The organism is Klebsiella sp. 54 (assembly GCF_018223875.1).
Lineage (GTDB): Bacteria > Pseudomonadota > Gammaproteobacteria > Enterobacterales > Enterobacteriaceae > Klebsiella > Klebsiella quasipneumoniae.
Map to the genome: position 1 here is coordinate 198,181 of NZ_JAGRRA010000005.1, position 22,732 is coordinate 220,912.

The window sequence follows — 22,732 nt, forward strand, 5'->3', positions numbered from 1 at the left end:
ACAGGAGCGCCGTGATGACCGCCACCCCGGTACTGGAAATGCGCCATATCGCCAAAGCTTTTGGCAAATTCTACGCGCTAAAGGGCGTCGACCTGACGGTCTGGCCCGGCGAGATCCACGCCCTGATGGGGGAGAACGGCGCCGGAAAAAGCACGCTGATGAAGATCCTCGCCGGCGCCTATACCGCCACCAGCGGCGAGATCCTGATCGACGGAAAACCGCAAACGATCCGCGGCCCCAAGGACGCGCTGGCCGCCGGGATCACGTTGATCTACCAGGAGATGCAGCTGGCGCCGAACCTGACCGTCGCGGAAAACATTTTCCTCGGCAGCGAGCTGGCACGTGGTGGCCTGGTGCAGCGCAAAGCCATGCTCAGCCAGGCGCAGGCGGTGATCGACCGTCTCGGCGCCCAGTTCAGGGCCAGCGACCGGGTGATGACCCTGACCATCGCCGAGCAGCAGCAAGTGGAGATCGCCCGCGCCCTGCACCGTCAAAGCCGCATTCTGGTGATGGATGAACCCACCGCCGCCCTCTCCTCGCGGGAAACCCAGCGCCTGTTCGACCTCATCCTGCGCCTGCGCGATGAGGGGATGGCGATTATCTATATCAGCCACCGCATGGCGGAAGTGTATGAGCTCTCCGACCGGGTCAGCGTCCTGCGCGACGGGCAGTATGTCGGCAGCCTGGTGCGCGACAAGCTCAACGCACCGGAGCTGGTGCGCATGATGGTCGGCCGTCCGCTCAGCGATCTGTTCAATAAAGAGCGCGATATTCCCCGCGGCCAGCCGCGCCTGCGGGTCGAGGATCTGACCGATGGCGGTAAGGTTAAGCCCAGCAGCCTGGTGGTGCATGCCGGCGAAATCGTCGGCCTCGCCGGGCTGGTCGGCGCCGGACGCTCCGAACTGGCGCAGCTGATCTTTGGCGTGCGCAAAGCCACCGGCGGGGTGATCGAGATCGACGGCGAGCCGGTGGTGATCCACTCGCCGCGCGAAGCCATCGACCATGGCATCGGCTTTCTGACCGAAAACCGCAAAGAGCAGGGCCTGTTTCTCGAACTGGCGGCCCAGGAAAACATCACCATGGCGACGCTGGAGCGCGACGCGACCTGGGGAATGCTCAACCGCCGGAAGGCGCAAACCATCTCCGATGATGCCATCCAGCTGCTGAACATCCGCGTACCGCACGCCCAGGTGCGCGCCGGCGGGCTGTCCGGCGGCAACCAGCAGAAATTATTGATTTCACGCTGGGTGGCGATTGGCCCGCGCATTCTGATCCTTGATGAACCCACCCGCGGCGTCGACGTCGGCGCGAAAAGCGAGATTTACCGCATCATGAACGACATGGCGCGCCAGGGCGTCGCCATTCTGATGATCTCCAGCGAACTGCCCGAAGTGGTGGGCATGAGCGACCGGGTCTATGTGATGCGCGAAGGGACTATCGCCGGCGAGCTGCAGTCCGGCGATATCAGCCAGGAACAGATCATGACGCTGGCCACCGGCGTGAACGATTCTCACCTTAAGGCAGGGCAACTATGAGCATACCGAAAGAGACCTCCGCGCCGGTCGCGAAATCCGCTTCGGCGAAAAAAATGCTGATGGGCGACCTGATGCAGACCGTCGGCATTCTGCCGATCCTCATCCTGATCGTCGCCGTCTTCGGCTTTATCGCCCCCAACTTCTTCACGGAAAGCAATCTGCTGAATATCACCCGCCAGGCCTCGATCAACATTGTGCTGGCGGCGGGAATGACCTTCATCATCCTCACCGGCGGCATTGACCTTTCCGTCGGCTCCATTCTCGGCACCACCGCGGTGGCGGCAATGGTGGTCTCGCTGATCCCGGAGCTGGCGTTGCTGTCGATTCCGGCGGCGCTGATGCTCGGCCTGCTGCTCGGCCTGTTCAACGGCGCGCTGGTGGCCTTCGCCGGGCTACCGCCGTTTATCGTCACTCTCGGCACCTATACGGCGCTGCGCGGCGCCGCCTATCTGCTGGCCGACGGCACCACGGTGATCAACTCCGATATCAGCTTCGAGTGGATCGGCAATGACTACCTCGGCCCGGTGCCGTGGCTGGTGGTCATCGCCCTGGCGGTTATCGCGGTGTGCTGGTTTATCCTGCGCCGAACCACCCTTGGGGTGCATATCTACGCGGTGGGCGGCAACATGCAGGCGGCGCGGCTGACCGGCATTAAAGTCTGGCTGGTGCTGTTGTTTGTCTATGGCATGAGCGGCCTGCTCTCCGGCCTTGGCGGAGTGATGAGCGCCTCCCGGCTGTACAGCGCCAACGGTAACCTCGGGGTCGGCTACGAGCTGGACGCCATCGCCGCGGTCATTCTTGGCGGCACCAGCTTCGTCGGCGGGATCGGCACCATCACCGGTACGCTGGTGGGGGCGCTGATTATCGCCACCCTCAATAACGGTATGACCCTGATGGGGGTCTCCTACTTCTGGCAACTGGTGATCAAAGGGGCGGTGATCATCATTGCGGTGCTGATCGACAAATACCGTACCCGACATCATCAAAGTGCATAACAACACCATCTTACCTGCGAGGAAAAGCGAATGCGTTTAAAACCGATAGTCACCGCGCTGTGTGCTGGCGCGCTGCTGGCCGCCTCCCCTTTTGCGTCGGCCAAAGAGCTGAAAGCGATTGGCGTGACGGTGGGCGACCTTGCCAACCCGTTCTTTGTGCAGATCACCAAGGGCGCGGAGCTGGAGGCCCGCAAGCTGGCGGGGGATAACGTCAAAGTGACGCTGGTCTCCAGCGGCTACGATCTGGGCCAGCAGGTGGCGCAGATCGATAACTTTATCGCCGCCAAAGTCGATATGATTATCCTCAACGCCGCCGATTCGAAAGGCATTGGCCCGGCGGTGAAACGGGCCAAAGAGGCCGGGATCGTGGTGGTGGCGGTTGACGTTGCCGCCGAAGGGGCCGACGCCACCATCACCTCCGATAACACCCAGGCGGGCGAGCTGGCCTGTAAATACATTAGCGATCGTCTGAACAACAAAGGCAACGTGGTGATCATCAACGGGCCGCCGGTCTCCGCCGTACAAAACCGCGTCGAAGGCTGCGAAACGGAGTTCAAAAAACACCCGGATATAAAAATTCTGTCCTCCAACCAGAACGCCAAAGGCAGCCGGGAAGGCGGACTGGAGGTGATGACCTCCCTGCTGGCGGCCAATCCGAAGATTGACGGCGTGTTCGCGATCAACGATCCGACAGCGATTGGCGCCGATCTGGCAGCGAAACAGGCGCAGCGCAGCGAGTTCTTCATCGTCGGCGTCGACGGCAGCCCGGACGGCGAAGAGGCGCTGAAGCGTAAGAACTCCTTGTTTGTCGCAACGCCGGCGCAGGATCCCCAGGTGATGGCGGCGAAGGCGGTGGAAATTGGCTACAACATCCTGCAGGGCAAACCGGCCCCAACCGCGCCGGTGCTGATCCCGGTGACCATGATCGACAAAAACAACGTCAGCTCTTACAAAGGCTGGACCGTGAAATAAGCGCAACCGGGCGCACGATCGTTCCGCCGATTGTGCGCTACGCTTAACAAGTATGACGGCGCGGAGTAGCGATCATGGAACGTAAAGGCATTATTGCCGCAGGCAACATGCTGGTCGATCATGTCCACCAGATCAGACAGTGGCCGGAGCGCGGCTGGCTGGTGGAGATTATGCATAGCGAACGCGCCACCGGCGGCGCGCCGCTGAACGTCCTGCTGACCCTGGCCAAAATGCACGCCGGCCTGCCGCTGCAGGCGGTCGGCCTGATTGGCGAGGATAACGATGGCGACTACATTACCGCCATGCTCGATCAGTACCATATCAATCGCCAGCTCGTGCAGCGCACCAGCTCTGCCCCCACCTCGATGACTCAGGTGATGACCGACGCTGACGGTCAGCGTACCTTTTTTCACTCCCCCGGCGCCAACCGCCTGCTTGACCTTCCGGCCTTTGAGCCGCTGGATGCGCCGCTGAAAATTTTCCATCTCGGCTATCTGCTGCTGCTTGAGAGTCTCGATCGCCCCGACGAAGTGTACGGCACCCGCAGCGCGCGACTGCTGGCGCAGATGCGCGAGCGAGGCTATGAGGTTTCCCTCGATCTGGTGTCGCGCAAGGGCGACCCGCGCTACCGCCCGCTGGTCCTGCCGGCGCTGGCGCATCTTGACTACCTGACCATCAATGAACTGGAAGCCAGCGAGTTTAGCGGGCTGGAGATTCGGCTACCCAACGGCGAGCCGCACGTCGCCAATATCGCCAGCGCCGCCAGCGCATTGCTTGACGCCGGCGTGCGCCAACGGGTGGTGATCCACTGCCCGGAGGGGGCATGGGGCGTCTCACGTACCGAAGCCGGGCGCTGGGTGCCGTCATGGCGGCTGCCGCCGGAGGAGATTGTCGGCAGCGTCGGCGCCGGGGACGCCTTCTGCGCCGGCCTGCTGTACGGCAGCCACGAACGCTGGCCGTTAACCGACAGTCTGCAGCTGGCCCACGCCTGCGCCCGCGCCAGCCTGCAGGCTGCCAATGCGATCGACGGCGCCAAAACGCTCACTGAGCTACAGACGTTTATTCAGTTGCAAAATAATTAGAAGGGTTGACTCCCCCAGCAATGGCCAGGCCGGTTAGACAGCTTCCCGCACTATGCCGCCTTCTCACTGTGGGTCACGTCGGCGGAAAAGACATAGCCCAGGCCGCGCAGCGTTTTAATCAGCGTCGGCTGATGCGGGTTCAGCTCGATTTTGCGCCGCAGGCGCATGATCAGCACATCGATGGTGCGGTCGAACACCTCGGTGCTTTCGGTATGGGTCAGCGCCAGCAACTGTTCGCGGTTCAGTACCCGGCGGGCGTTCTGCGCCAGCGCCAGCAGCAAACCGTATTCTCCCTGGGTCAGCGGGATCGCCTGCTGCTGCGGGTTATACAGCTCACAGCGGGTGGTATCCAGCCGCCAGCCGTTGAACGTCAGGCCGGCGGCGACGCCCGGCGCCTCGCTGGCCAGCGCCCCGCTGCGCCGCAGCACCGCCTTCACCCGGGCGACCACCACCCGCGAACTGAACGGTTTGGCGATGTAATCATCGGCGCCCATCTCCAGGCCCACCACCACATCGGACTCACTGCCCAGGCCGGAGAGCATCACCACCGGCAGCTCCGGCCGGGTGCGCTGCAGCTGCTGAAGCACCTGCAGGCCATTGGTATCCGGCAGGATCATATCCAGCAAAACCAGCGCGATGTCCGCCCGCTGCGCCACCGTCGCCAGCGCGTCGCCGCCGGTCTGGCAGACCAGCACCTCAAACGCGTGCGCGCCGAGCACATCTCTGAGCAGCTCGCCCATCGCTATGTCGTCATCGACCACTAAAATGACCGGTTTCATCTTTGCCTCTGCCCGCGGGGAGTTAGTGTCAGTCTGATCGATTCTGCAAGGCTGCGCCGACAAATTCCTCTCCCGGTGACATTTTTTCAAGCGCCGTCACATCTCCAGGGTATCGACACGTCAAATCTGTCGACAGGCTGTTTTTCGTCAGCATTTCGCCCAAAAAAGCCGCGTATCATCAAGGAATACCCACAATGAAAATATGGCATAGAAGATGCATAGTGACGGCGCGATAGCGCAAACGCGCCCATTGAATAACTGGAGCAAGACCGATGAAAAAAGTCGTCACGGTTTGCCCGTATTGCGCATCAGGTTGCAAAATCAATCTGGTGGTCGATAACGGCAAAATCGTTCGGGCTGAAGCGGCGCAGGGGAAAACCAACCAGGGAACCCTGTGCCTGAAAGGCTATTATGGCTGGGACTTTATTAACGATACCCAGATCCTGACGCCGCGCCTGAAAACCCCCATGATCCGTCGTCAACGCGGCGGCAAGCTGGAAGCTGTCTCCTGGGATGAGGCGCTGGATTACGTCGCCACTCGCCTCAGCGCCATTAAAGCCAAATATGGCCCGGATGCGATCCAAACCACCGGCTCCTCCCGCGGCACCGGTAATGAAACCAACTATGTGATGCAAAAATTCGCGCGCGCCGTTATTGGTACCAATAACGTCGACTGCTGCGCTCGCGTCTGACACGGCCCTTCGGTTGCAGGTCTGCACCAGTCGGTCGGTAACGGCGCCATGAGTAATGCCATCACAGAGATTGATAACACCGATCTGGTGTTTATCTTCGGCTACAACCCGGCGGATTCCCACCCTATCGTGGCGAATCACGTCATTAACGCTAAACGCAACGGGGCGAAAATTATCGTCTGCGACCCGCGCAAAATTGAAACCGCGCGCATCGCCGATATGCACATTGCGCTGAAGAACGGCTCGAATATCGCGCTGCTCAACGCGATTGGCCACGTGATTATTGAAGAGGATCTGTACGATAAATCCTTCGTCGCCAGCCGTTCCGAAGGCTTCGAGGAGTATCGCAAAATCGTTGAAGGCTACACGCCGGAGTCGGTGGAGGAGATCACCGGGGTCAGCGCCCAGGAGATCCGCGCCTGCGCCCGGATGTACGCCAGCGCCAAATCCGCCGCCATTCTGTGGGGCATGGGCGTTACCCAGTTCTACCAGGGCGTGGAGACCGTGCGTTCCCTGACCAGCCTGGCGATCCTCACCGGCAACCTCGGCAAACCGAGCGTCGGCGTCAACCCGGTGCGTGGCCAGAACAACGTCCAGGGCGCCTGCGATATGGGTGCGCTGCCGGATACCTATCCAGGCTACCAGTACGTTAAGTTCCCGGAAAACCGCGAGAAGTTCGCCAAAGCCTGGGGCGTCGACAGCCTGCCGGCGCATACCGGCTATCGCATCAGCGAGCTGCCGCACCGCGCGGCGCACGGTGAAGTGCGGGCGGCGTACATTATGGGTGAAGATCCGCTGCAGACCGATGCTGAACTGTCAGCGGTGCGCAAAGCGTTCGACGATCTGGAACTGGTGATCGTCCAGGACATTTTCATGACCAAAACCGCCTCCGCGGCCGACGTCATCCTGCCGTCCACGTCGTGGGGCGAGCACGAAGGCGTGTACACCGCAGCGGACCGCGGCTTCCAGCGCTTCTTTAAAGCCGTGGAGCCGAAGTGGGATCTGAAAACCGACTGGCAGATCATCAGCGAAATCGCTACCCGGATGGGTTATCCGATGCACTACAACAACACCCAGGAGATCTGGGACGAGTTGCGGCATTTGTGCCCGGACTTCTACGGCGCCACCTACGAGAAAATGGGTGAGCTCGGCTATGTGATGTGGCCGTGCCGCGATGAGTCCGACGCCGATCAGGGGACGTCGTATCTGTTTAAAGAGAAGTTCGATACCCCGAACGGGCTGGCGCAGTTCTTCACCTGCGACTGGGTCGCGCCGATCGATAAGCTCACCGACGAGTACCCGATGGTGCTGTCGACGGTGCGCGAAGTCGGCCACTACTCGTGCCGTTCAATGACCGGTAACTGCGCGGCGCTGGCGGCGCTGGCGGATGAGCCTGGCTATGCGCAAATCAACACCGCCGACGCCGAACGGTTAGGCATTGAGGATGAAGCGCTGGTGTGGGTGAATTCGCGCAAGGGTCGGATCATCACCCGCGCGCAGGTCAGCGACCGGCCGAATAAAGGCGCGGTGTATATGACCTACCAGTGGTGGATTGGCGCCTGTAACGAGCTGGTGTCGGAGAACCTGAGCCCAATAACCAAAACGCCGGAGTACAAGTACTGCGCGGTCAACGTTGAGCGGATTGCCGATCAGCGCGCGGCGGAACAGTACGTGATCGACGAGTACAACAAGCTGAAATCCCGCCTGCGCGAAAGCGCGATGGGTTAAGGTTCGACGGCCATACCCGATATCCGGGAACCCTCCCCGGTGGCGCTTACGCTTACCGGGGCTACCAACCGAATACCGAACCGTAGCCCGGATAAGGCGCTACGCGCCGCTATCCGGGTATTCACCCCGCTAATTCCCGCCATTTTCTTCTTTTTCGCCTCCCTTTATACTGCGCGCTATGTTCCTTGCTGATAATAAATACAAATGAAATACCTCTTTTTATTTTTACTGGTTTTCACCAGCGGCGCAGCGGTGGCCACCGAACCCGGCAGTCAGTATCAACAGCAGGCGGAAGCCGGCGATCGTCGCGCGCAATATTACCTTGCGGATACCTGGGTCAGCTCCGGCGATTATCAGAAAGCCGAATTCTGGGCCCAGAAAGCAGCGGCGCAAGGCGATGGTGACGCGCTGGCCCTGCTGGCGCAGCTCAAAATTCGCAATCCGCAGCAGGCGGACTATCCGCAGGCCCGCCAGCTGGCGGAAAAAGCCGTTAAGGCCGGCAGTAAATCCGGGGAAATCGTCCTCGCGCGGGTGCTGGTGAACCGTCAGGCCGGTCCCACCGACGTGGCGCACGCCATCACGCTCCTGCAGGATGCCGCCCAGGACAGCGAAAGCGATGCGGCGGTAGACGCCCAGATGCTGCTCGGGCTGATCTACGCCAGCGGTGTGCACGGCCCGGAAGATGATGTGAAAGCGAGCGAATACTTCAAAGGCAGCTCAGCGCTCTCGCGGACCGGCTATGCCGAATACTGGGCCGGGATGATGTTCCAGCAGGGGGAGAAAGGCTTTATCGAACCGAATAAGCAGAAGGCGCTGCACTGGCTGAACGTTAGCTGTCTTGAGGGGTTTGATACCGGCTGCGAAGAGTTTGACAGGATCAGTAAAGGATAAGAAAAAGCCCGGCGCTCGCGCCGGGCTTTGTGTTTTATTGGGCGGTTTTATCAAACTTGCCCAGCACTTCGCGTTCATACGCCAGCGCTTTTTTACGGTCGAACTTATGCTCCCACTTGGCGATAACCAGCACCGCCAGCGCATTGCCCACCACGTTCAGCGCGGTACGCGCCATGTCGAGGATACGGTCAACGCCGGCGATAAAGGCGAGGCCTTCCAGCGGGATCCCGACGCTGCCCAGGGTGGCCAGCAGCACGACAAAGGAGACGCCCGGCACGCCGGCGATCCCCTTCGAGGTCACCATCAGGGTCAGCACCAGGGTGATCTCCTGCCAGATGGAGAGGTCGATGCCGTAGAGCTGGGCGATAAAGATCGCCGCAATGCTCTGATACAGCGTTGAGCCATCGAGGTTAAAGGAGTAGCCGGTCGGCACCACGAAGCTGGTGATCGACGCCGGCGCGCCATAGGCTTCCATTTTCTCGATAATTCGCGGCAGCACGCTCTCGGAGCTGGCGGTGGAGTAAGCCAGAATCAGCTCATCTTTTAGGATGCGGATCAGGATCCAGATGCTCAGGCCGCACAGGCGGGCGACAATCCCCAACACCACCAGCGCGAAAAACAGGATCGCGAAGTAAACCAGCAGCACCAGCTTGGCCAGCGGCCACAGCGAGGCGAACCCGAAGGTGGCGACGGTCACTGAAATCAGGGCGAACACCCCGATCGGCGCATAGCGCATCACCATATGGGTGACTTTGAACATGGTTTCGGAGATGGAGCGGAAGACCGTCACCAGCGGTTCACGGTGCGTCGCCGGCAGCGAGGAGAGCCCCAGACCAAACAGCACCGAGAAGAAAATAATCGGCAGCATATCGCCTTTCGCCATCGATGCCACGATGTTGGTTGGCACCAGCGACAGGATGGTGCCCATCAGGCCATGCGCATGGCTCTGCACCTCAGCGGTGGTATTCTGGTATTTCGAAATATCAACCGCCGCCAGCTGCGACATATCAATGCCCGTTCCCGGCTGAAAGACGTTGGCCAGGGTGATACCCAGCACGATCGCCACCGTGGTGATCACTTCGAAATAGATAATCGTTTTGGCGCCGATCCGGCCTAACTGTTTGGCATCGCCCACGCCGGCAATCCCGACCACCAGGGTCGAAATAACAATCGGGACCACGATCATTTTAATCAGATGGATAAAGATATCGCCCGCCGGTGTCAGCAAATTGCTAATCAACCAATCGCGACTTTCGGCGTGGTAATGCAGATAACTGCCCAGAAGGATACCCAGCACCAGGGCTAGCAAAATTTGCCAGGCCAGACTGACTTTTTTTGTTTTCTTCACTACTGACTTCCTCAATGAAAGGCACCATTCCTTTTCGTCATGGTACCCACTGCAGGGGGTATGAATTGTGTTGCGTTGCTTTGTGGGGTTATTTAACGCGCAATATCAGTATCATTTGCACGGCATGCTGCGCAAGCCTTTAAGAACAGGGCTTTCCTCTGCTTTTCTGCATAAAGCAGCGAATTTCCCCCAGTTACCTTGCATAAGTATTTGTAATAAAAAATATTTCACACCATCCATTTCTATAAATTCATTTGCGTAATTATTTCACTTCAAAGTTTCATTTGACGAAATTTCACTCAGTTGAATCATTGCGTGATCTGCCCCCCAATTAACAAACAAAGCTGTCAAAACCCCTACTCTTAACGTTTGTTTGACATATATTTAACAAGTTCAAAGGAGAAAAAAAGCCATGAGCCAAATACACAAACACCCTATTCCCGCTAACATTGCGGAACGTTGCCTGATTAACCCGGATCAGTACAAGGCGCAGTATCAACAATCCATAACCGACCCTGATACATTCTGGGGCGAGCAGGGGAAAATCCTTGACTGGATGCGCCCCTACACCCGCGTGAAGAATACCTCCTTCGCGCCAGGTAACATTTCCATCAAATGGTATGAAGACGGCACCCTGAACCTCGCCGCCAACTGCCTCGACCGCCACCTCGCCGAGCGCGGCGATCAAACCGCCATCATCTGGGAAGGCGACGACGCCAGCCAGAGCAAGCACATCACCTACCGTGAACTGCATGCGGACGTGTGCCGCTTCGCCAATGTGCTGCTCGGCCTCGGGATTAAAAAAGGCGACGTGGTCGCCATCTATATGCCGATGGTGCCGGAAGCCGCGGTGGCGATGCTGGCCTGCGCCCGCATCGGCGCCATCCACTCGGTGATTTTCGGTGGCTTCTCGCCGGAGGCAGTGGCCGGACGCATTATCGACTCCAGCTCGCGCCTGGTGATCACCGCGGATGAAGGGCTGCGCGCCGGTCGCGCCATCCCGCTGAAGAAAAACGTCGATGACGCGCTGAAAAACCCGAACGTAAACAGCATTGAACACGTCGTGGTCCTGAAACGTACCGGCGGTAAAATCGACTGGCAGGAAGGCCGCGATCTGTGGTGGAGCGATCTGATGGTGAACGCCAGCGCCGAACACCGCCCCGTCGAGATGAACGCCGAAGATCCGCTGTTCATCCTCTATACCTCTGGCTCCACCGGTAAACCGAAAGGGGTGTTGCACACCACCGGCGGCTATCTGGTCTACGCGGCCACCACCTTTAAATACGTTTTCGATTACCACCCGGGCGATATTTACTGGTGCACCGCCGATGTCGGCTGGGTCACCGGCCACAGCTATCTGCTGTACGGCCCGCTGGCCTGCGGCGCCACCACTCTGATGTTCGAAGGGGTGCCGAACTGGCCAACCCCGGCGCGTATGTGCCAGGTCGTCGATAAGCATAAGGTCAGCATTCTGTATACCGCTCCGACGGCGATCCGTGCCCTGATGGCGGAAGGCGACAAGGCTATCGAAGGCACAGACCGCTCCTCGCTGCGCATTCTCGGCTCGGTCGGCGAACCCATTAACCCGGAAGTCTGGGAGTGGTACTGGAAGAAGATCGGTAACGAGAAGTGCCCGGTGATGGACACCTGGTGGCAGACCGAAACCGGCGGCTTTATGATCACCCCGCTACCGGGGGCGATTGAGCTGAAGGCTGGCTCCGCTACCCGCCCGTTCTTCGGCGTTCAGCCGGTGCTGGTGGATAACGAAGGGCTGCCGCTGGATGGCGCCACCGAGGGCAATCTTGCCATCGCCGACTCCTGGCCCGGCCAGGCGCGTACCCTGTTCGGGGATCATGAGCGCTTTGAGCAAACCTACTTCTCCACCTTCAAAAATATGTACTTTAGCGGCGACGGCGCGCGCCGAGATGAAGATGGCTATTACTGGATCACCGGCCGCGTGGATGACGTACTGAACGTCTCCGGCCACCGTCTGGGTACTGCCGAGATCGAATCGGCGCTGGTGTCGCACCCGAAAATCGCCGAAGCGGCAGTGGTCGGTATTCCGCACAACATCAAGGGCCAGGCTATCTACGCCTACGTGACGCTCAATCACGGTGAAGAACCGACGCCGGAGCTGTATGCGGAAGTACGTAACTGGGTGCGTAAAGAGATTGGCCCGCTGGCGACGCCGGATGTTCTGCACTGGACCGATTCGTTGCCAAAAACCCGCTCGGGCAAAATCATGCGCCGCATTCTGCGCAAGATCGCCGCGGGCGACACCAGCAACCTCGGCGATACCTCGACTCTCGCCGATCCTGGCGTAGTGGAAAAACTGCTCGAAGAGAAGCAGGCCATTACCATGCCTTCTTAAGTAAGGACCGATTCCCTACACCCTCTCCCCCACCGGGGAGAGGATAAAAATAAGTCCCTCCCCCAGGATTTCACTCGCAGGAACGCCGTCAGCGAACCGTATCCCGGCCTTTAACGCCGGAGGGGTTGCTGTCGCCAGCGTCCGCTGCGTGGATGACGAAAGGGAGACCTCTGGAGACGCTAAGATGAATGAACAACTTTGTCAGCGGATAGAAAATAGTGCGCATTTCAGGGAGCTGGTAGCATCACGGCAACGGTTTGCCGCCATTCTGTCAGTGATTATGTTAGTGATCTATGTGGGCTTTATTCTGCTTATCGCCTTCGCGCCAGGCTGGCTCGGCACGCCGCTGCACGCCGGGACCAGCGTCACCCGCGGGATCCCGCTGGGCATCGGGGTGATCGTCATTTCGTTTGTTCTCACCGGTATTTATGTCTGGCGGGCCAACGGTGAATTTGACCGTTTGACCAAGAGCGTTCTCAACGAGGTAAAAGCATGATCAAGAGAGTCCTGACGGCGCTCGCCGCCACGCTGCTGCCCCTCGGCGTTCAGGCCGCAGACGCCATTACCGGCGCGGTACAGCGCCAGCCGACCAACTGGCAAGCGATTGTCATGTTCCTGATTTTCGTCGCCCTGACCCTGTACATCACTTACTGGGCGTCAAAACGGGTGCGTTCGCGCAGCGATTACTACACCGCCGGCGGCAATATCACCGGTTTCCAGAACGGGCTGGCGATTGCCGGCGACTTTATGTCGGCAGCGTCGTTCCTCGGTATCTCCGCGCTGGTGTATACCTCCGGTTACGACGGTCTGATCTACTCGCTGGGCTTCCTTGTCGGCTGGCCGATTATCCTGTTTCTGATTGCCGAACGTCTGCGCAACCTTGGCCGCTACACCTTTGCCGACGTGGCGTCCTATCGTCTCAAACAGGGACCGATCCGCACCCTCTCCGCCTGCGGCTCGCTGGTGGTGGTGGCCCTCTATCTGATCGCCCAAATGGTTGGCGCCGGCAAGCTGATCCAGCTGCTGTTCGGCCTTAACTATCACGTTGCGGTGGTGCTGGTGGGCGTCCTGATGGTGCTCTATGTCCTGTTCGGCGGCATGCTGGCGACCACCTGGGTGCAGATTATCAAAGCGGTTCTGCTGCTGTTCGGCGCCAGCTTTATGGCCTTTATGGTGATGAAGCACGTCGGCTTCAGCTTCAATAATCTGTTTACCGAAGCGATGGCCGTCCACCCGAAAGGCGCGGCGATTATGAGCCCAGGCGGGCTGGTGAAAGATCCGATATCCGCGCTCTCCCTTGGCCTCGGTCTGATGTTTGGTACCGCCGGCCTGCCGCATATCCTGATGCGTTTCTTTACCGTGAGCGACGCCAAAGAAGCGCGTAAAAGCGTGTTCTACGCCACCGGTTTTATGGGCTACTTCTATATTCTGACCTTTATCATCGGCTTCGGCGCCATCATGCTGGTCGGCGCGAACCCAGTGTTCAAAGACGCGGCCGGGCAGCTTATCGGCGGCAATAATATGGCGGCGGTGCATCTGGCGGATGCGGTGGGCGGCAACCTGTTCCTCGGCTTTATCTCCGCGGTCGCCTTCGCCACTATTCTGGCGGTGGTCGCTGGCTTGACGCTGGCGGGCGCCTCGGCGGTGTCGCACGACCTGTACGCCAACGTCTTCCGTAAAGGGGCGACCGAGCGTCAGGAGCTGAAGGTCTCCAAGATCACCGTGCTGATCCTTGGGGTGGTGGCCATTCTGCTGGGTATTCTGTTTGAAAATCAGAATATTGCTTTCATGGTCGGCCTGGCCTTCTCCATCGCCGCCAGCTGTAACTTCCCGATTATTCTGCTGTCGATGTACTGGTCGAAGCTGACCACCCGCGGCGCGATGGTCGGCGGCTGGCTGGGCCTGCTGACTGCGGTCATTCTGATGATCCTCGGCCCTACCATTTGGGTGCAGATCCTCGGCCATGAGAAAGCGCTGTTCCCGTATGAATATCCGGCGCTGTTCTCCATTGCCATCGCGTTCATTGGCATCTGGGTCTTCTCCGCCACCGATAACTCACCGGAAGGGATGCGCGAGCGCGAGCAGTTCCGCGCCCAGTTTATCCGTTCACAAACCGGGATCGGTATCGAACGCGGCCAGGCGCATTAATTGTCCTCTCCCTTCCCCGGCATCGTTCGGGGAAGGGATTCTCCCCCTCAGTTATAAGTAAAGGTGATCACCCCGGTGGCGTTGGCTGTCCCCGCGGTCACCGCGCTCCCCGTCCTGTAATAGTTAGTGGATAAGGCGAGCGTCTGCATGGCCGCTGCGCCTCCGGGGCTGTCGGGGTTGGTGAAATAGCTGTAGCTGGCATCCGCGCCGCTGTTGGTCACCGTCGCGCGGCTCGAAGTATAGAGGCTGATATCGGTATTTAACGGCAGTGCTTTGCCATTCAAATTTAACTGCACTCCCACGCCAGTGGCGGCATTCTGTTCCGCCGTGAGGGCCATCACCGTATTGTCAGGGTTATCCCCGCTTGCAGAAGCAGCCGCCACACGCATCGAAACGTTAGTTCCCGGCTCGCAGGAGAGGCTCAGAGACTGCCGCGCGCTACCCACCTTCGTCGCGGTATTAAACTCACTGGCATTGATGCTGCCCATGGAAAAACTGAGATTATTGCTACCGACAATACACCCCATCGGGATTAGCTGGATGCTGGTGGTGCCGCTGATGTGCAGTTGTGAAATAGCGATGGTCCCCTTTTTATCCTTGGCCGATACCGTGGCCACCGGGTCGCTGAACGATAATTGACTCTTGCTGGCGATGGCGCCGCCGGTGGCCACCAGCTGCAGCTGATACGCTGGGGTATAATGAGTCGACGCGAAAGAGTCGAAAAGACCTGTCGGCTTTCCGAGGTAATAATTCACATCACCAATATAATGCACCTGCGAGTCGGGGCTGAAATCATCGGTGTCATCGCCATATTCACCGCTGATATTGAGCCACACCTTGACGCGGATACCGATCCCCTGCACCGAGGTGGCATAGATATTATCCCCTATCAGTGCCCCGGCATTGTTCGAGGACCAGGCAAAAACCGCGTAGGTGCTCCCCTCACAGTTAAGCAATTCCGTTTGCGAGCGCGTAATCTTCCCCGAGTCATACAGTACCGTCCCTGCGGTATAGCTCCCGGCATTGACCAGGATCTTTTCCGGCAGGTTGGTCATCGAGACATCGCCATAGTTGGTTCCCGTGCAGGCCGCCCAGCTATAGACGGGACACAGTGCCAATATGAGCAATAAGATCAGTTTTTTCATACCCATCCCTGTCGAAACGTTATTTGTAGGCCACATCGAACGTGGCGGTAAACCCGACCATCCCGGACCTTACCTGGCCATAAGGCGAAAACATACGTGCCACCATATTAAAGGTATGGATATCCGCATCGTCCCCAAAGGTATAGAGATACTGGTCGCCGGGGCCAAGGGGCTGCTGGTCGGCCATGCTCTGCAGCTGCAAACCGACGCCGCTGGCACCGTTGCTGCCAGTCTGGAAGTTTTTATAGATTGAAGCGTGGGTGCTATCGAAGCTGGTGCCGCTAAACGCGATGGTCACCGCCGACGCATCGGCGGAACAGCTGGAAAAGACCAGCTTAACCGGCACGCTGGCGCCGCTCGCCCCGGCATGTCCGGAGAACGTCTGCGAGGAGACGGTGCCTAAATCGATACTGTTCGACGGCTCCACGGCCACCTCACAGGAAGGCGCTTCGATGGTGCCCGTGACGTTAAAATTGACCGTGCTGCTGCCCTCATAAGCCAGCGCCGGAAGGGAGAGCAGCAAAATGGCCACCAGGAGGCCCCTTGTGCTGCCGTCTCGCATATTCATATCAGCCCCTCTTCCATGTTGAAAACCTGCATCCATTACCGACATTCGGCCTGATAGAACAGAATATCGTCGCCAAGGGCCATGCCGGAGAAGTCATAATGAACGGTGCACTGCTCACTGCTTTTCTCCCCCCAGCGCGCTAACAGCTGGCCTTTTTTCTGCAGCCCCGTTAGATACACCTGCCCCTCATCGCCAACGATATTGCTGCGCGACGCGCTACCGTGATCATTATCGAGGGTCACCAGCGCGCCGAAAGGCACCACGCCATTGCGGGTACGCAGGGTGAGCATCGCCTTATAGCCAATTCGCGTGTCGTACTTCACTTTGACGATCGCATTGCGCGTCGGAACCACCGTTCTGGCGACGTTATCCACTTCAGCGCCAGGTATTTCCTGTTCATCCAGCGCCAGGCTGTTACGATGGTACGGACGGACGTAAGGCACCACCGCATATCCGGCGGCATCCGTCGTCACGTTTGTCTGACCGCGCACTGTCACATCGCTGACGCCAGGCGTTTCGACCAGCGCAGAACTCTCGCCCAGAAAGCGTGATAGCGTGAGTCCGCCCGCATGGGCGACCATGCCCCCGCGCAGCGAATAGTTGTAGTGATTGCTGTAGCGGTCGTAGCCATAGCCGCCAGCTACATCCCCTTTCGAGCCCTGGTAGTTGACGCTGAGGTTGCCGGAGGTGCTTTTATCCTGCGTGTTGTACCCTTCCAGTACGCTCCAGTTCAGGGAACGATCCTCAAACGCCGAGCCGTTGAGCCCCACGCTGTGCGTGGTATCGTTATGTCGACCATGGTTCATGGTGTAATTTGCCGAGAGCGTCTCGCCAAGCGGAATACTTAACGTCAGGGAGATGACGGTATCGCTGGCCGGCCGGTTATTGTCGCTGTCATCGATGCTTTGCACATTGCGGTTATAGGAATAGTTAATAAAGTAGGAGGCCTTGCCAATCGACCCGCTATAGCCCACGCCCACCGATTCCATACGCGAACTGTCCCAGTAGGTCTCATTGACCAACGAAAGCGAGAGCGAACCATAGCCAAACAGCGTCTGCGACAACGATGCGTCAAACCGGCCTTTCGTTCTGCCGCTCTGCGTACAGCAGTCGCGCTGTGTGGAAGAGTTATCGACAAAGTCCTGAAACGAATAATATCCCGAGGTGGAGTAGCGATAACCGGCCACGGAAAAGCTGGTGCCCGTCTGCAGAAAGCTTTTACTGAAGCGGACGCGATACGATTGCCCTTGCTCTTTACTGGTTGACGAGGCCGTATCGCTGGTTTTCACGTCGGCCCACGACTGAGAGCCATCAAACGACAGCGCACCGATAGTACCGAGGTTAAAGCCAGCGCCTAACAACAGGTTGGTGTATTTATCTTCCGCCTGCTGGAAACCAGTATAAAAAGTGATGTTGCTGGTGGCGCCATAGGCCAGGGAAGACTGAATAAAGTTATATTCTTTATCGTCGGAGCTACCCGATCGCGTCCTGCCGCTGCTCAGCGCATAGTCCAGCTGGCCCTCACGTTGCAGGATCGCCAGCGACGCGAAAGGCACCACAAAGTTTTGCTCGCTGCCGTCAGACTCTTTAATGTTGACGTACAGGTCGCCGGCGCTGCCGGTGGCGTACAGATCGTTAATTTCAAAGGCGCCGGGAGCGACGGTGGTTTTATAAATGCTGTAACCATTCTGATAAACCGAGACCTCCGCGGTGGTGCGCGCGATCCCTCGAATCGTCGGCGCAAAGCCATGCAGGCTATCCGGCAGCATCTCTTTGTCCGAACTGAGTTGCAGACCGGTAAAACTCAAACTGTCGAAAATGCCGGAAGAGGTATACGTATTACCGACCACCAGCTGGCTGCGTAGGGTGTGAATATCGCGGGCAAGATAGGAGTAAACCGACTCCCAGCGGCTGTTGTTATCGCTGTGGCTATAGGTGCTGTAGTTGCGCAGGCGCCATGGTCCCAGATTCAGCCCTGGCTGCAGGCTGACGAACTGACTGTCGATAGTGGCGCCGTTATGCCGCGGCGCATTACGCTGCCCGGTGACGCTATAGTTGAGAAGACCGGCATTGATCCCCTGTTGCCACTGGCTCTCGGGAATATAGTCTCTGGGGCGATTCAGCATGGCGGCCTGCGGCACGGTAAAATCAATCCGCTGCTGGGCAAGAGATACCGAGAACGTCATCCCGGGGATCGCCGACAGCCGGGCGCAGGTTTCCCCTGCCTCGAACAACTGCGGATAGGCGGTGGTATTAATCAACCATGAATTCAGATACTCCGCGGACAGGCAGGGAGAAGCAGTCGCGCCTGCGTCATGGCTAATTTCCTGAAAAGTCAGCGAGTCTGAACTGACGTACTTATCGTTGATGTAAACATCCAGGTGATAGGTGCCCGGCGGTATGCCATCTTGCGAAAAATAGGATAGATCAACCGAAGCCGCAGGACTCTCGGCGACTTCGAGTAAATTTGGGTTGAAATATTCGCCGGCCTCCGCGCGAGAGGGCAGAGTACTTAGGCACAGAATAATAGCGACGCAGATACTTTTAGTTGAAAATAGCAGCTCAACGCTACTGAATGATAGCGGTATATTTCTTCCCTGACATACCATAATCATTAATCACGCTCCATGTGATCTCTTTTTTTCCTGTCGCCGACAGGCTACTCTTCACGGGTATTTTTAAAGTGGAAAACGGGGCAGCAAACCATGCGCCAGAAATATTTTTACCGTTAAGGCTAACCTGTGAGAAATTCATATACAGCGGTGAGTTATTTTTTACCGTCACCGACGTCCCCTCTTTCCCCCACTGTAATTTTTCAGCGTACGCTTCCGGTGTATTACCTTTTAACGCAGCGGGTCGATAAATCAATTTTATTTTCGAATTAATCGCAAACTGTACGACATTCTTATCAGGTACATACTCTGTTGCCGGGATCCCTTTAATATTGAGCCAAAACATCGACTCGCGATCGTCGGGTAATTTCTTTCCTGATCGAACTACGCGGACAAATCCTTTCTCCCCGGCTTTGAGACGAAACAGCGGCGGCGTAATAATAAATGCGTCTTTGGCGGGTGAGGCTGCATCAACCACCGAGAGCCAGGACTGAACGATATTGCTGTTCTGATCTTTATTTTCAACCGTTATTACAGCGTTATTTTTCGTACCATCAAAAACCAGACGCGTACCGCCAACGACCACGCTGGCCTGCGCGAAGGAAGAAGACAGCAATAAACCGATCGCAAAAAAAGGATATCTCATATGTTTAATTTAAGGGGAATAGCAGGCGATTCCCCTTTCTCCATTCAACAAGAAGCCGAATTAATGATAGGTCACGTTATAAGTCACGGTTGTCTGAACGGTACCTTTCGTCGGATCGGCATCACCCGATTTCACCATTTTAACGGTGAACGGAATGGTTGCTGCACCCGAAGAGATATCAACATCAGAACCCTCTTCGTTATTCTTCATCACATTGCCCGCTTCGTCGAAAAGGGCCACAGCGACGCCGGTTGCCGGCTCATCAGTTGCCTGGTTTTTAAAATAATCGCTGTTCGCGGTATCGGAAACACCGCCAAAAGTGACGCGGGCGATACTGTTGCCACCTTCTTCCGCGGTCGGGCAATCAGCTAAGCTAAAGGAGAAGTTCTTGGCAGCGCCGAAGGTATACGCTTTCAGATCCGCCACTGAGGTGGTGCCCATATCAATAGCCGTTACACCGCCATCAATGGTCGCCGTACAGGTGGTATCGGAAACAATACCATTAAAGGTAATGGTGTTATCAGCCTGCGCAACGGTAGACAGCGCGCTGCAGGCAGAGAAAATCAGGGCACCCGCCAGAAATTTTTTACTCATCTTCATATTTATTCCCATATCCATTATAAACGACAATCAGTCCGTCAATTGCTTTATGCAGCGATATTAGAGAATGAAATTCAAGCAGCGCGGCGTCATGCATGTATTTACATGACATATGGTTTATGACAATTAATATTATTCATAAATAAACGACCAGCATTTGAATCCATTCAATAATACAAGCTCGCGTAAAAATAATAACTAGCATGAGGTAAGAACTCAATTATTAATGTAAAAATTGATTTTTTGCGACATAACATCGCAACGCATGAGTGGCCATACTCAAAACCATAAAAATCAAATAGTTATAAAGTTATAAAATTCGCAAAGATAATTGGATATTTATATAATATTTACCCCATAATTAAATACGGGCATGCAGAGAAACATTTAGTTACAAAGTCAGTGCTGATATAAGAATTGGCTTAATCTTTTATGATGAACCGTTAAATACATCAATAACAAAAACAGGGAATAGCCGATAGCTATTCCTCTCCTCAATATTTATTAACATTCACTCTGGCGATAATGTTAAAACAGCAGCCAGCGGACGACCGGCGCAGCCAGCACCACCACTACGCCTGACAGCATCATCACCAGGCTGGCCACCACGCCCTCCTGCTGGCCCAGCTCATACGAGCGCGCCGTTCCCGCACCATGGGAAGCCGCGCCGAACCCGGCTCCTTTCGCCATCCCCTCCCGGATAGCAAGACGTAAGAACAGCATATCTCCCACCGCCATGCCAAACACGCCGGTGATCACCACAAACAGCGCCACCAGATCGGGTTGACCGCCGAGCGGTTTCGCCGCCGCCAGCGCAAAGGGCGTGGTCACCGAGCGCACCGCCAGGCTACGCTGAATTTCATCAGACAACATAAACCCGCGCGCCAGCCATACGGAACTGGTGACAGCCACCACTACCGCCGTCACCACCCCGGCGCTGAGCGACATCCAGTGGCGTTTAATCACCGCGACATTTTCATACACCGGAACGGCAAAGGCGATGGTCGCCGGGCCCAGCAGCCACAGCAGCCAGTGGGTCTCTCCCATATAGCTCTGATAAGAGATATGGCCTACCACCAGAATCAGCACCAGCAGGATCGGCGTGAACACCAGCGGCATCAGAGGGAGTTTATGAAAACGTCGATACAGTTTTTTGTTGGCGTAATAGAGGACCAGCGTCGCCACCAGGCACAGGATACTCAGCACGGCATCGCTCATTTTTTTAACCTGCCCACTTCGTAACGATAGACCTTGTCAACGACCCAGGCGGTGGCGCCGAGCACCATCAGCGTGCTTAAGGCAATCACCAGAAATATCCGCCAACCATCGACCATCAACAGCTGGGCGTAGTTCACCACCGCGACCACCGCCGGGACGAAAAACAGCAGCATCTCCGCCAGCAGCCAGCGGGCGCCGGCGCGCACCCAGCTTACCGGTATCACCCGGCAGACGATCAGCAGCAGGAGCATCACCATGCCGACCAGGTTAGCCGGCAGCGGTACCTGCCACCTGTTCACCAGATATTGTGCGAAGATGAATAACCCGACGTAGAGAAGTACCTGTACCGGGATCTGAAGTCGTTGCGCCACGGCGGGGGCAACGCGAGCTGGCGCGAAGGCCATGTGCGATAGTCCTGAAAAAAAGAAGTCAGGCGAGCAGTATAGAGAGCCGCCGAAGCGGACAGAAATGAATTAAAATCATCGCAGGTATAGTCTCAGGGAATAATTATGGATATCCGAACGCTGCGCTATTTCGTTGAAGTGGTTCGTCAGCAGAGTTTTACTCGCGCGGCGGAAAAGCTGTTTGTCACACAGCCCACCATCAGCAAGATGCTCAAGAATCTCGAAGATGAGCTGAACTGCACGCTGTTGATCCGCGACGGCCGCAAACTACTGCTCACCGATACCGGGCGCGTCGTTTTTGAACGCGGCCAGGCGATCTTGGGCGAGTTCAGCCAGCTGGAGTCAGAGCTGAGCGATATCAACCACCTGCATAAAGGGGTGCTGCGGCTTGGCATTCCGCCGATGGTCGGGATGCTGATGGCCGAGCCGATCAGTCGCTTCCGCCAGCGCTATCCAGGCGTCGAGCTGAAGATCGCCGAGTTTGGCGGCCTGACGGTCCAGCAGGCGGTCAGCAATGGCGAACTTGATATGGCGATGACCGCCCTGCCTGTCGAGGAGGATAGCAGCCTCACCATTCTGCCGTTGTTCAATCACCCGCTGTGCGTCCTGACGCCAAGAACCGCGGAGTGGGAAGGTAAAACCTCGCTCTCGCCGGCCGAGCTGGCGTCGCATCCGCTGGTTATCTACAACGAGGAATTTGCCCTTAGCCAGCAGCTGATGCGGCTGTTTGCCGAGCATGACGTGAAGCCACGTATCGCGGTGCGCAGCGGCCAGTGGGATTTTCTCGCCGCCATGGTGCAGGCGGGCATTGGCGTAGCGATCCTGCCGGAACCGATTTGCCAGCGTCTCGACCGGCAGAATTTTTGCTGGATCCCGTTGCAAAGCGAGCTGCGCTGGGAGCTGGGGATGATTTGGCGGGAAGGCGTATATATGTCGCGCAGCGCTGAGGCCTGGCTGGCGTGCAGCAAAGCGTTCTGGCTGGAATAATTCCCTGGTGA

The 22,732-nt window shown here is 57.5% G+C and carries 19 protein-coding genes and 1 pseudogene; 10 read left to right on the forward strand and 10 right to left on the reverse strand.

Going from position 1 to position 22,732, the window contains the following annotated elements:
- The first annotated feature begins 14 nt into the window (after positions 1-14).
- From KHQ24_RS14305 to KHQ24_RS14320, 4 genes are all read left to right on the forward strand, one after another.
- Positions 15-1,535 carry a sugar ABC transporter ATP-binding protein gene (locus tag KHQ24_RS14305; RefSeq protein ID WP_032456860.1) on the forward strand — a complete coding sequence of 507 codons (1,521 nt, stop codon included), beginning with the start codon at positions 15-17 and terminating at the stop codon, positions 1,533-1,535.
- On the forward strand, positions 1,532-2,530 hold the full coding sequence (locus KHQ24_RS14310; protein ID WP_004206363.1) for an ABC transporter permease subunit: 999 nt from the start codon (positions 1,532-1,534) through the stop codon (positions 2,528-2,530). Before KHQ24_RS14305 ends, KHQ24_RS14310 begins: the two co-directional genes overlap by 4 nt.
- Before the next feature lie 30 nt (positions 2,531-2,560).
- On the forward strand, positions 2,561-3,502 hold the full coding sequence (locus KHQ24_RS14315) for an ABC transporter substrate-binding protein (protein ID WP_004206362.1): 942 nt from the start codon (positions 2,561-2,563) through the stop codon (positions 3,500-3,502).
- A 74-nt stretch (positions 3,503-3,576) separates the two neighbouring features.
- Positions 3,577-4,584, forward strand: coding sequence for a carbohydrate kinase family protein (locus KHQ24_RS14320; protein ID WP_017900095.1), 1,008 nt, complete (start codon positions 3,577-3,579; stop codon positions 4,582-4,584).
- 50 nt (positions 4,585-4,634) lie between these two features.
- Here KHQ24_RS14320 and KHQ24_RS14325 read toward each other — a convergent pair whose 3' ends face one another.
- Entirely contained in the window at positions 4,635-5,363 is a 729-nt protein-coding gene (locus tag KHQ24_RS14325; RefSeq protein ID WP_004206359.1) for a response regulator, read from the reverse strand.
- A 272-nt stretch (positions 5,364-5,635) separates the two neighbouring features.
- Here KHQ24_RS14325 and fdhF point away from each other — a divergent pair, with 272 nt between their 5' ends.
- Both fdhF and KHQ24_RS14335 read left to right on the forward strand, forming a co-directional pair.
- Entirely contained in the window at positions 5,636-7,783 is a 2,148-nt protein-coding gene (gene fdhF, locus KHQ24_RS14330; protein ID WP_077598907.1) for a formate dehydrogenase subunit alpha, read from the forward strand.
- A 204-nt stretch (positions 7,784-7,987) separates the two neighbouring features.
- Complete coding sequence (locus KHQ24_RS14335; protein ID WP_004206356.1) at positions 7,988-8,674, forward strand: tetratricopeptide repeat protein; 687 nt, start codon at positions 7,988-7,990, stop codon at positions 8,672-8,674.
- A gap of 34 nt (positions 8,675-8,708) precedes the next feature.
- Here the strand turns inward: KHQ24_RS14335 and gltP are convergent, their stop codons facing one another.
- Together gltP and KHQ24_RS14345 are read right to left on the reverse strand one after the other, a co-directional pair.
- Complete coding sequence (gene gltP / locus KHQ24_RS14340; RefSeq protein ID WP_004206354.1) at positions 8,709-10,022, reverse strand: glutamate/aspartate:proton symporter GltP; 1,314 nt, start codon at positions 10,020-10,022, stop codon at positions 8,709-8,711.
- A 111-nt stretch (positions 10,023-10,133) separates the two neighbouring features.
- A pseudogene (locus KHQ24_RS14345) lies at positions 10,134-10,334 on the reverse strand (hypothetical protein).
- Positions 10,335-10,434: 100 nt separating this feature from the next.
- Here KHQ24_RS14345 and acs point away from each other — a divergent pair.
- The 3 genes from acs to actP all read left to right on the forward strand — a co-directional run bounded on the left by acs (position 10,435) and on the right by actP (position 14,541).
- Entirely contained in the window at positions 10,435-12,393 is a 1,959-nt protein-coding gene (gene acs / locus KHQ24_RS14350) for an acetate--CoA ligase (protein ID WP_211777332.1), read from the forward strand.
- Positions 12,394-12,577: 184 nt separating this feature from the next.
- Positions 12,578-12,889, forward strand: coding sequence for a DUF485 domain-containing protein (locus tag KHQ24_RS14355; protein ID WP_004206350.1), 312 nt, complete (start codon positions 12,578-12,580; stop codon positions 12,887-12,889).
- Positions 12,889-14,541, forward strand: coding sequence for a cation/acetate symporter ActP (gene actP, locus KHQ24_RS14360; RefSeq protein WP_048295748.1), 1,653 nt, complete (start codon positions 12,889-12,891; stop codon positions 14,539-14,541). Before KHQ24_RS14355 ends, actP begins: the two co-directional genes overlap by 1 nt.
- 47 nt (positions 14,542-14,588) lie before the next feature.
- Here the strand turns inward: actP and KHQ24_RS14365 are convergent, their stop codons facing one another.
- The 7 genes from KHQ24_RS14365 to KHQ24_RS14395 all read right to left on the reverse strand — a co-directional run bounded on the left by KHQ24_RS14365 (position 14,589) and on the right by KHQ24_RS14395 (position 21,734).
- The gene (locus KHQ24_RS14365) at positions 14,589-15,686 is read right to left on the reverse strand and encodes a type 1 fimbrial protein (RefSeq protein ID WP_002885139.1); all 1,098 of its coding nucleotides are present in this window, start codon (positions 15,684-15,686) and stop codon (positions 14,589-14,591) included.
- A gap of 19 nt (positions 15,687-15,705) precedes the next feature.
- Positions 15,706-16,254 (reverse strand): fimbrial protein, encoded by a 549-nt coding sequence (locus KHQ24_RS14370; RefSeq protein ID WP_004151734.1) that lies wholly within the window; start codon positions 16,252-16,254, stop codon positions 15,706-15,708.
- A 35-nt stretch (positions 16,255-16,289) separates the two neighbouring features.
- On the reverse strand, positions 16,290-18,869 hold the full coding sequence (locus KHQ24_RS14375; protein WP_049093116.1) for a fimbria/pilus outer membrane usher protein: 2,580 nt from the start codon (positions 18,867-18,869) through the stop codon (positions 16,290-16,292).
- Positions 18,823-19,512: a fimbrial assembly chaperone gene (locus KHQ24_RS14380; RefSeq protein WP_004186536.1), complete on the reverse strand. Its 690-nt coding sequence runs from the start codon at positions 19,510-19,512 to the stop codon at positions 18,823-18,825. The genes KHQ24_RS14375 and KHQ24_RS14380 overlap by 47 nt, the downstream gene beginning before the upstream one ends.
- A gap of 60 nt (positions 19,513-19,572) precedes the next feature.
- Positions 19,573-20,130 (reverse strand): fimbrial protein, encoded by a 558-nt coding sequence (locus KHQ24_RS14385; RefSeq protein ID WP_004192602.1) that lies wholly within the window; start codon positions 20,128-20,130, stop codon positions 19,573-19,575.
- Positions 20,131-20,640: 510 nt separating this feature from the next.
- Positions 20,641-21,330, reverse strand: coding sequence for an LrgB family protein (locus KHQ24_RS14390; RefSeq protein WP_002885088.1), 690 nt, complete (start codon positions 21,328-21,330; stop codon positions 20,641-20,643).
- Positions 21,327-21,734, reverse strand: coding sequence for a CidA/LrgA family protein (locus KHQ24_RS14395; RefSeq protein ID WP_002885086.1), 408 nt, complete (start codon positions 21,732-21,734; stop codon positions 21,327-21,329). The genes KHQ24_RS14390 and KHQ24_RS14395 overlap by 4 nt, the downstream gene beginning before the upstream one ends.
- 105 nt (positions 21,735-21,839) lie before the next feature.
- On the opposite strand from KHQ24_RS14395, the gene KHQ24_RS14400 reads away from it, so the two are divergent.
- Positions 21,840-22,721 carry a LysR family transcriptional regulator gene (locus tag KHQ24_RS14400; RefSeq protein ID WP_004177821.1) on the forward strand — a complete coding sequence of 294 codons (882 nt, stop codon included), beginning with the start codon at positions 21,840-21,842 and terminating at the stop codon, positions 22,719-22,721.
- Positions 22,722-22,732: the final 11 nt, after the last annotated feature.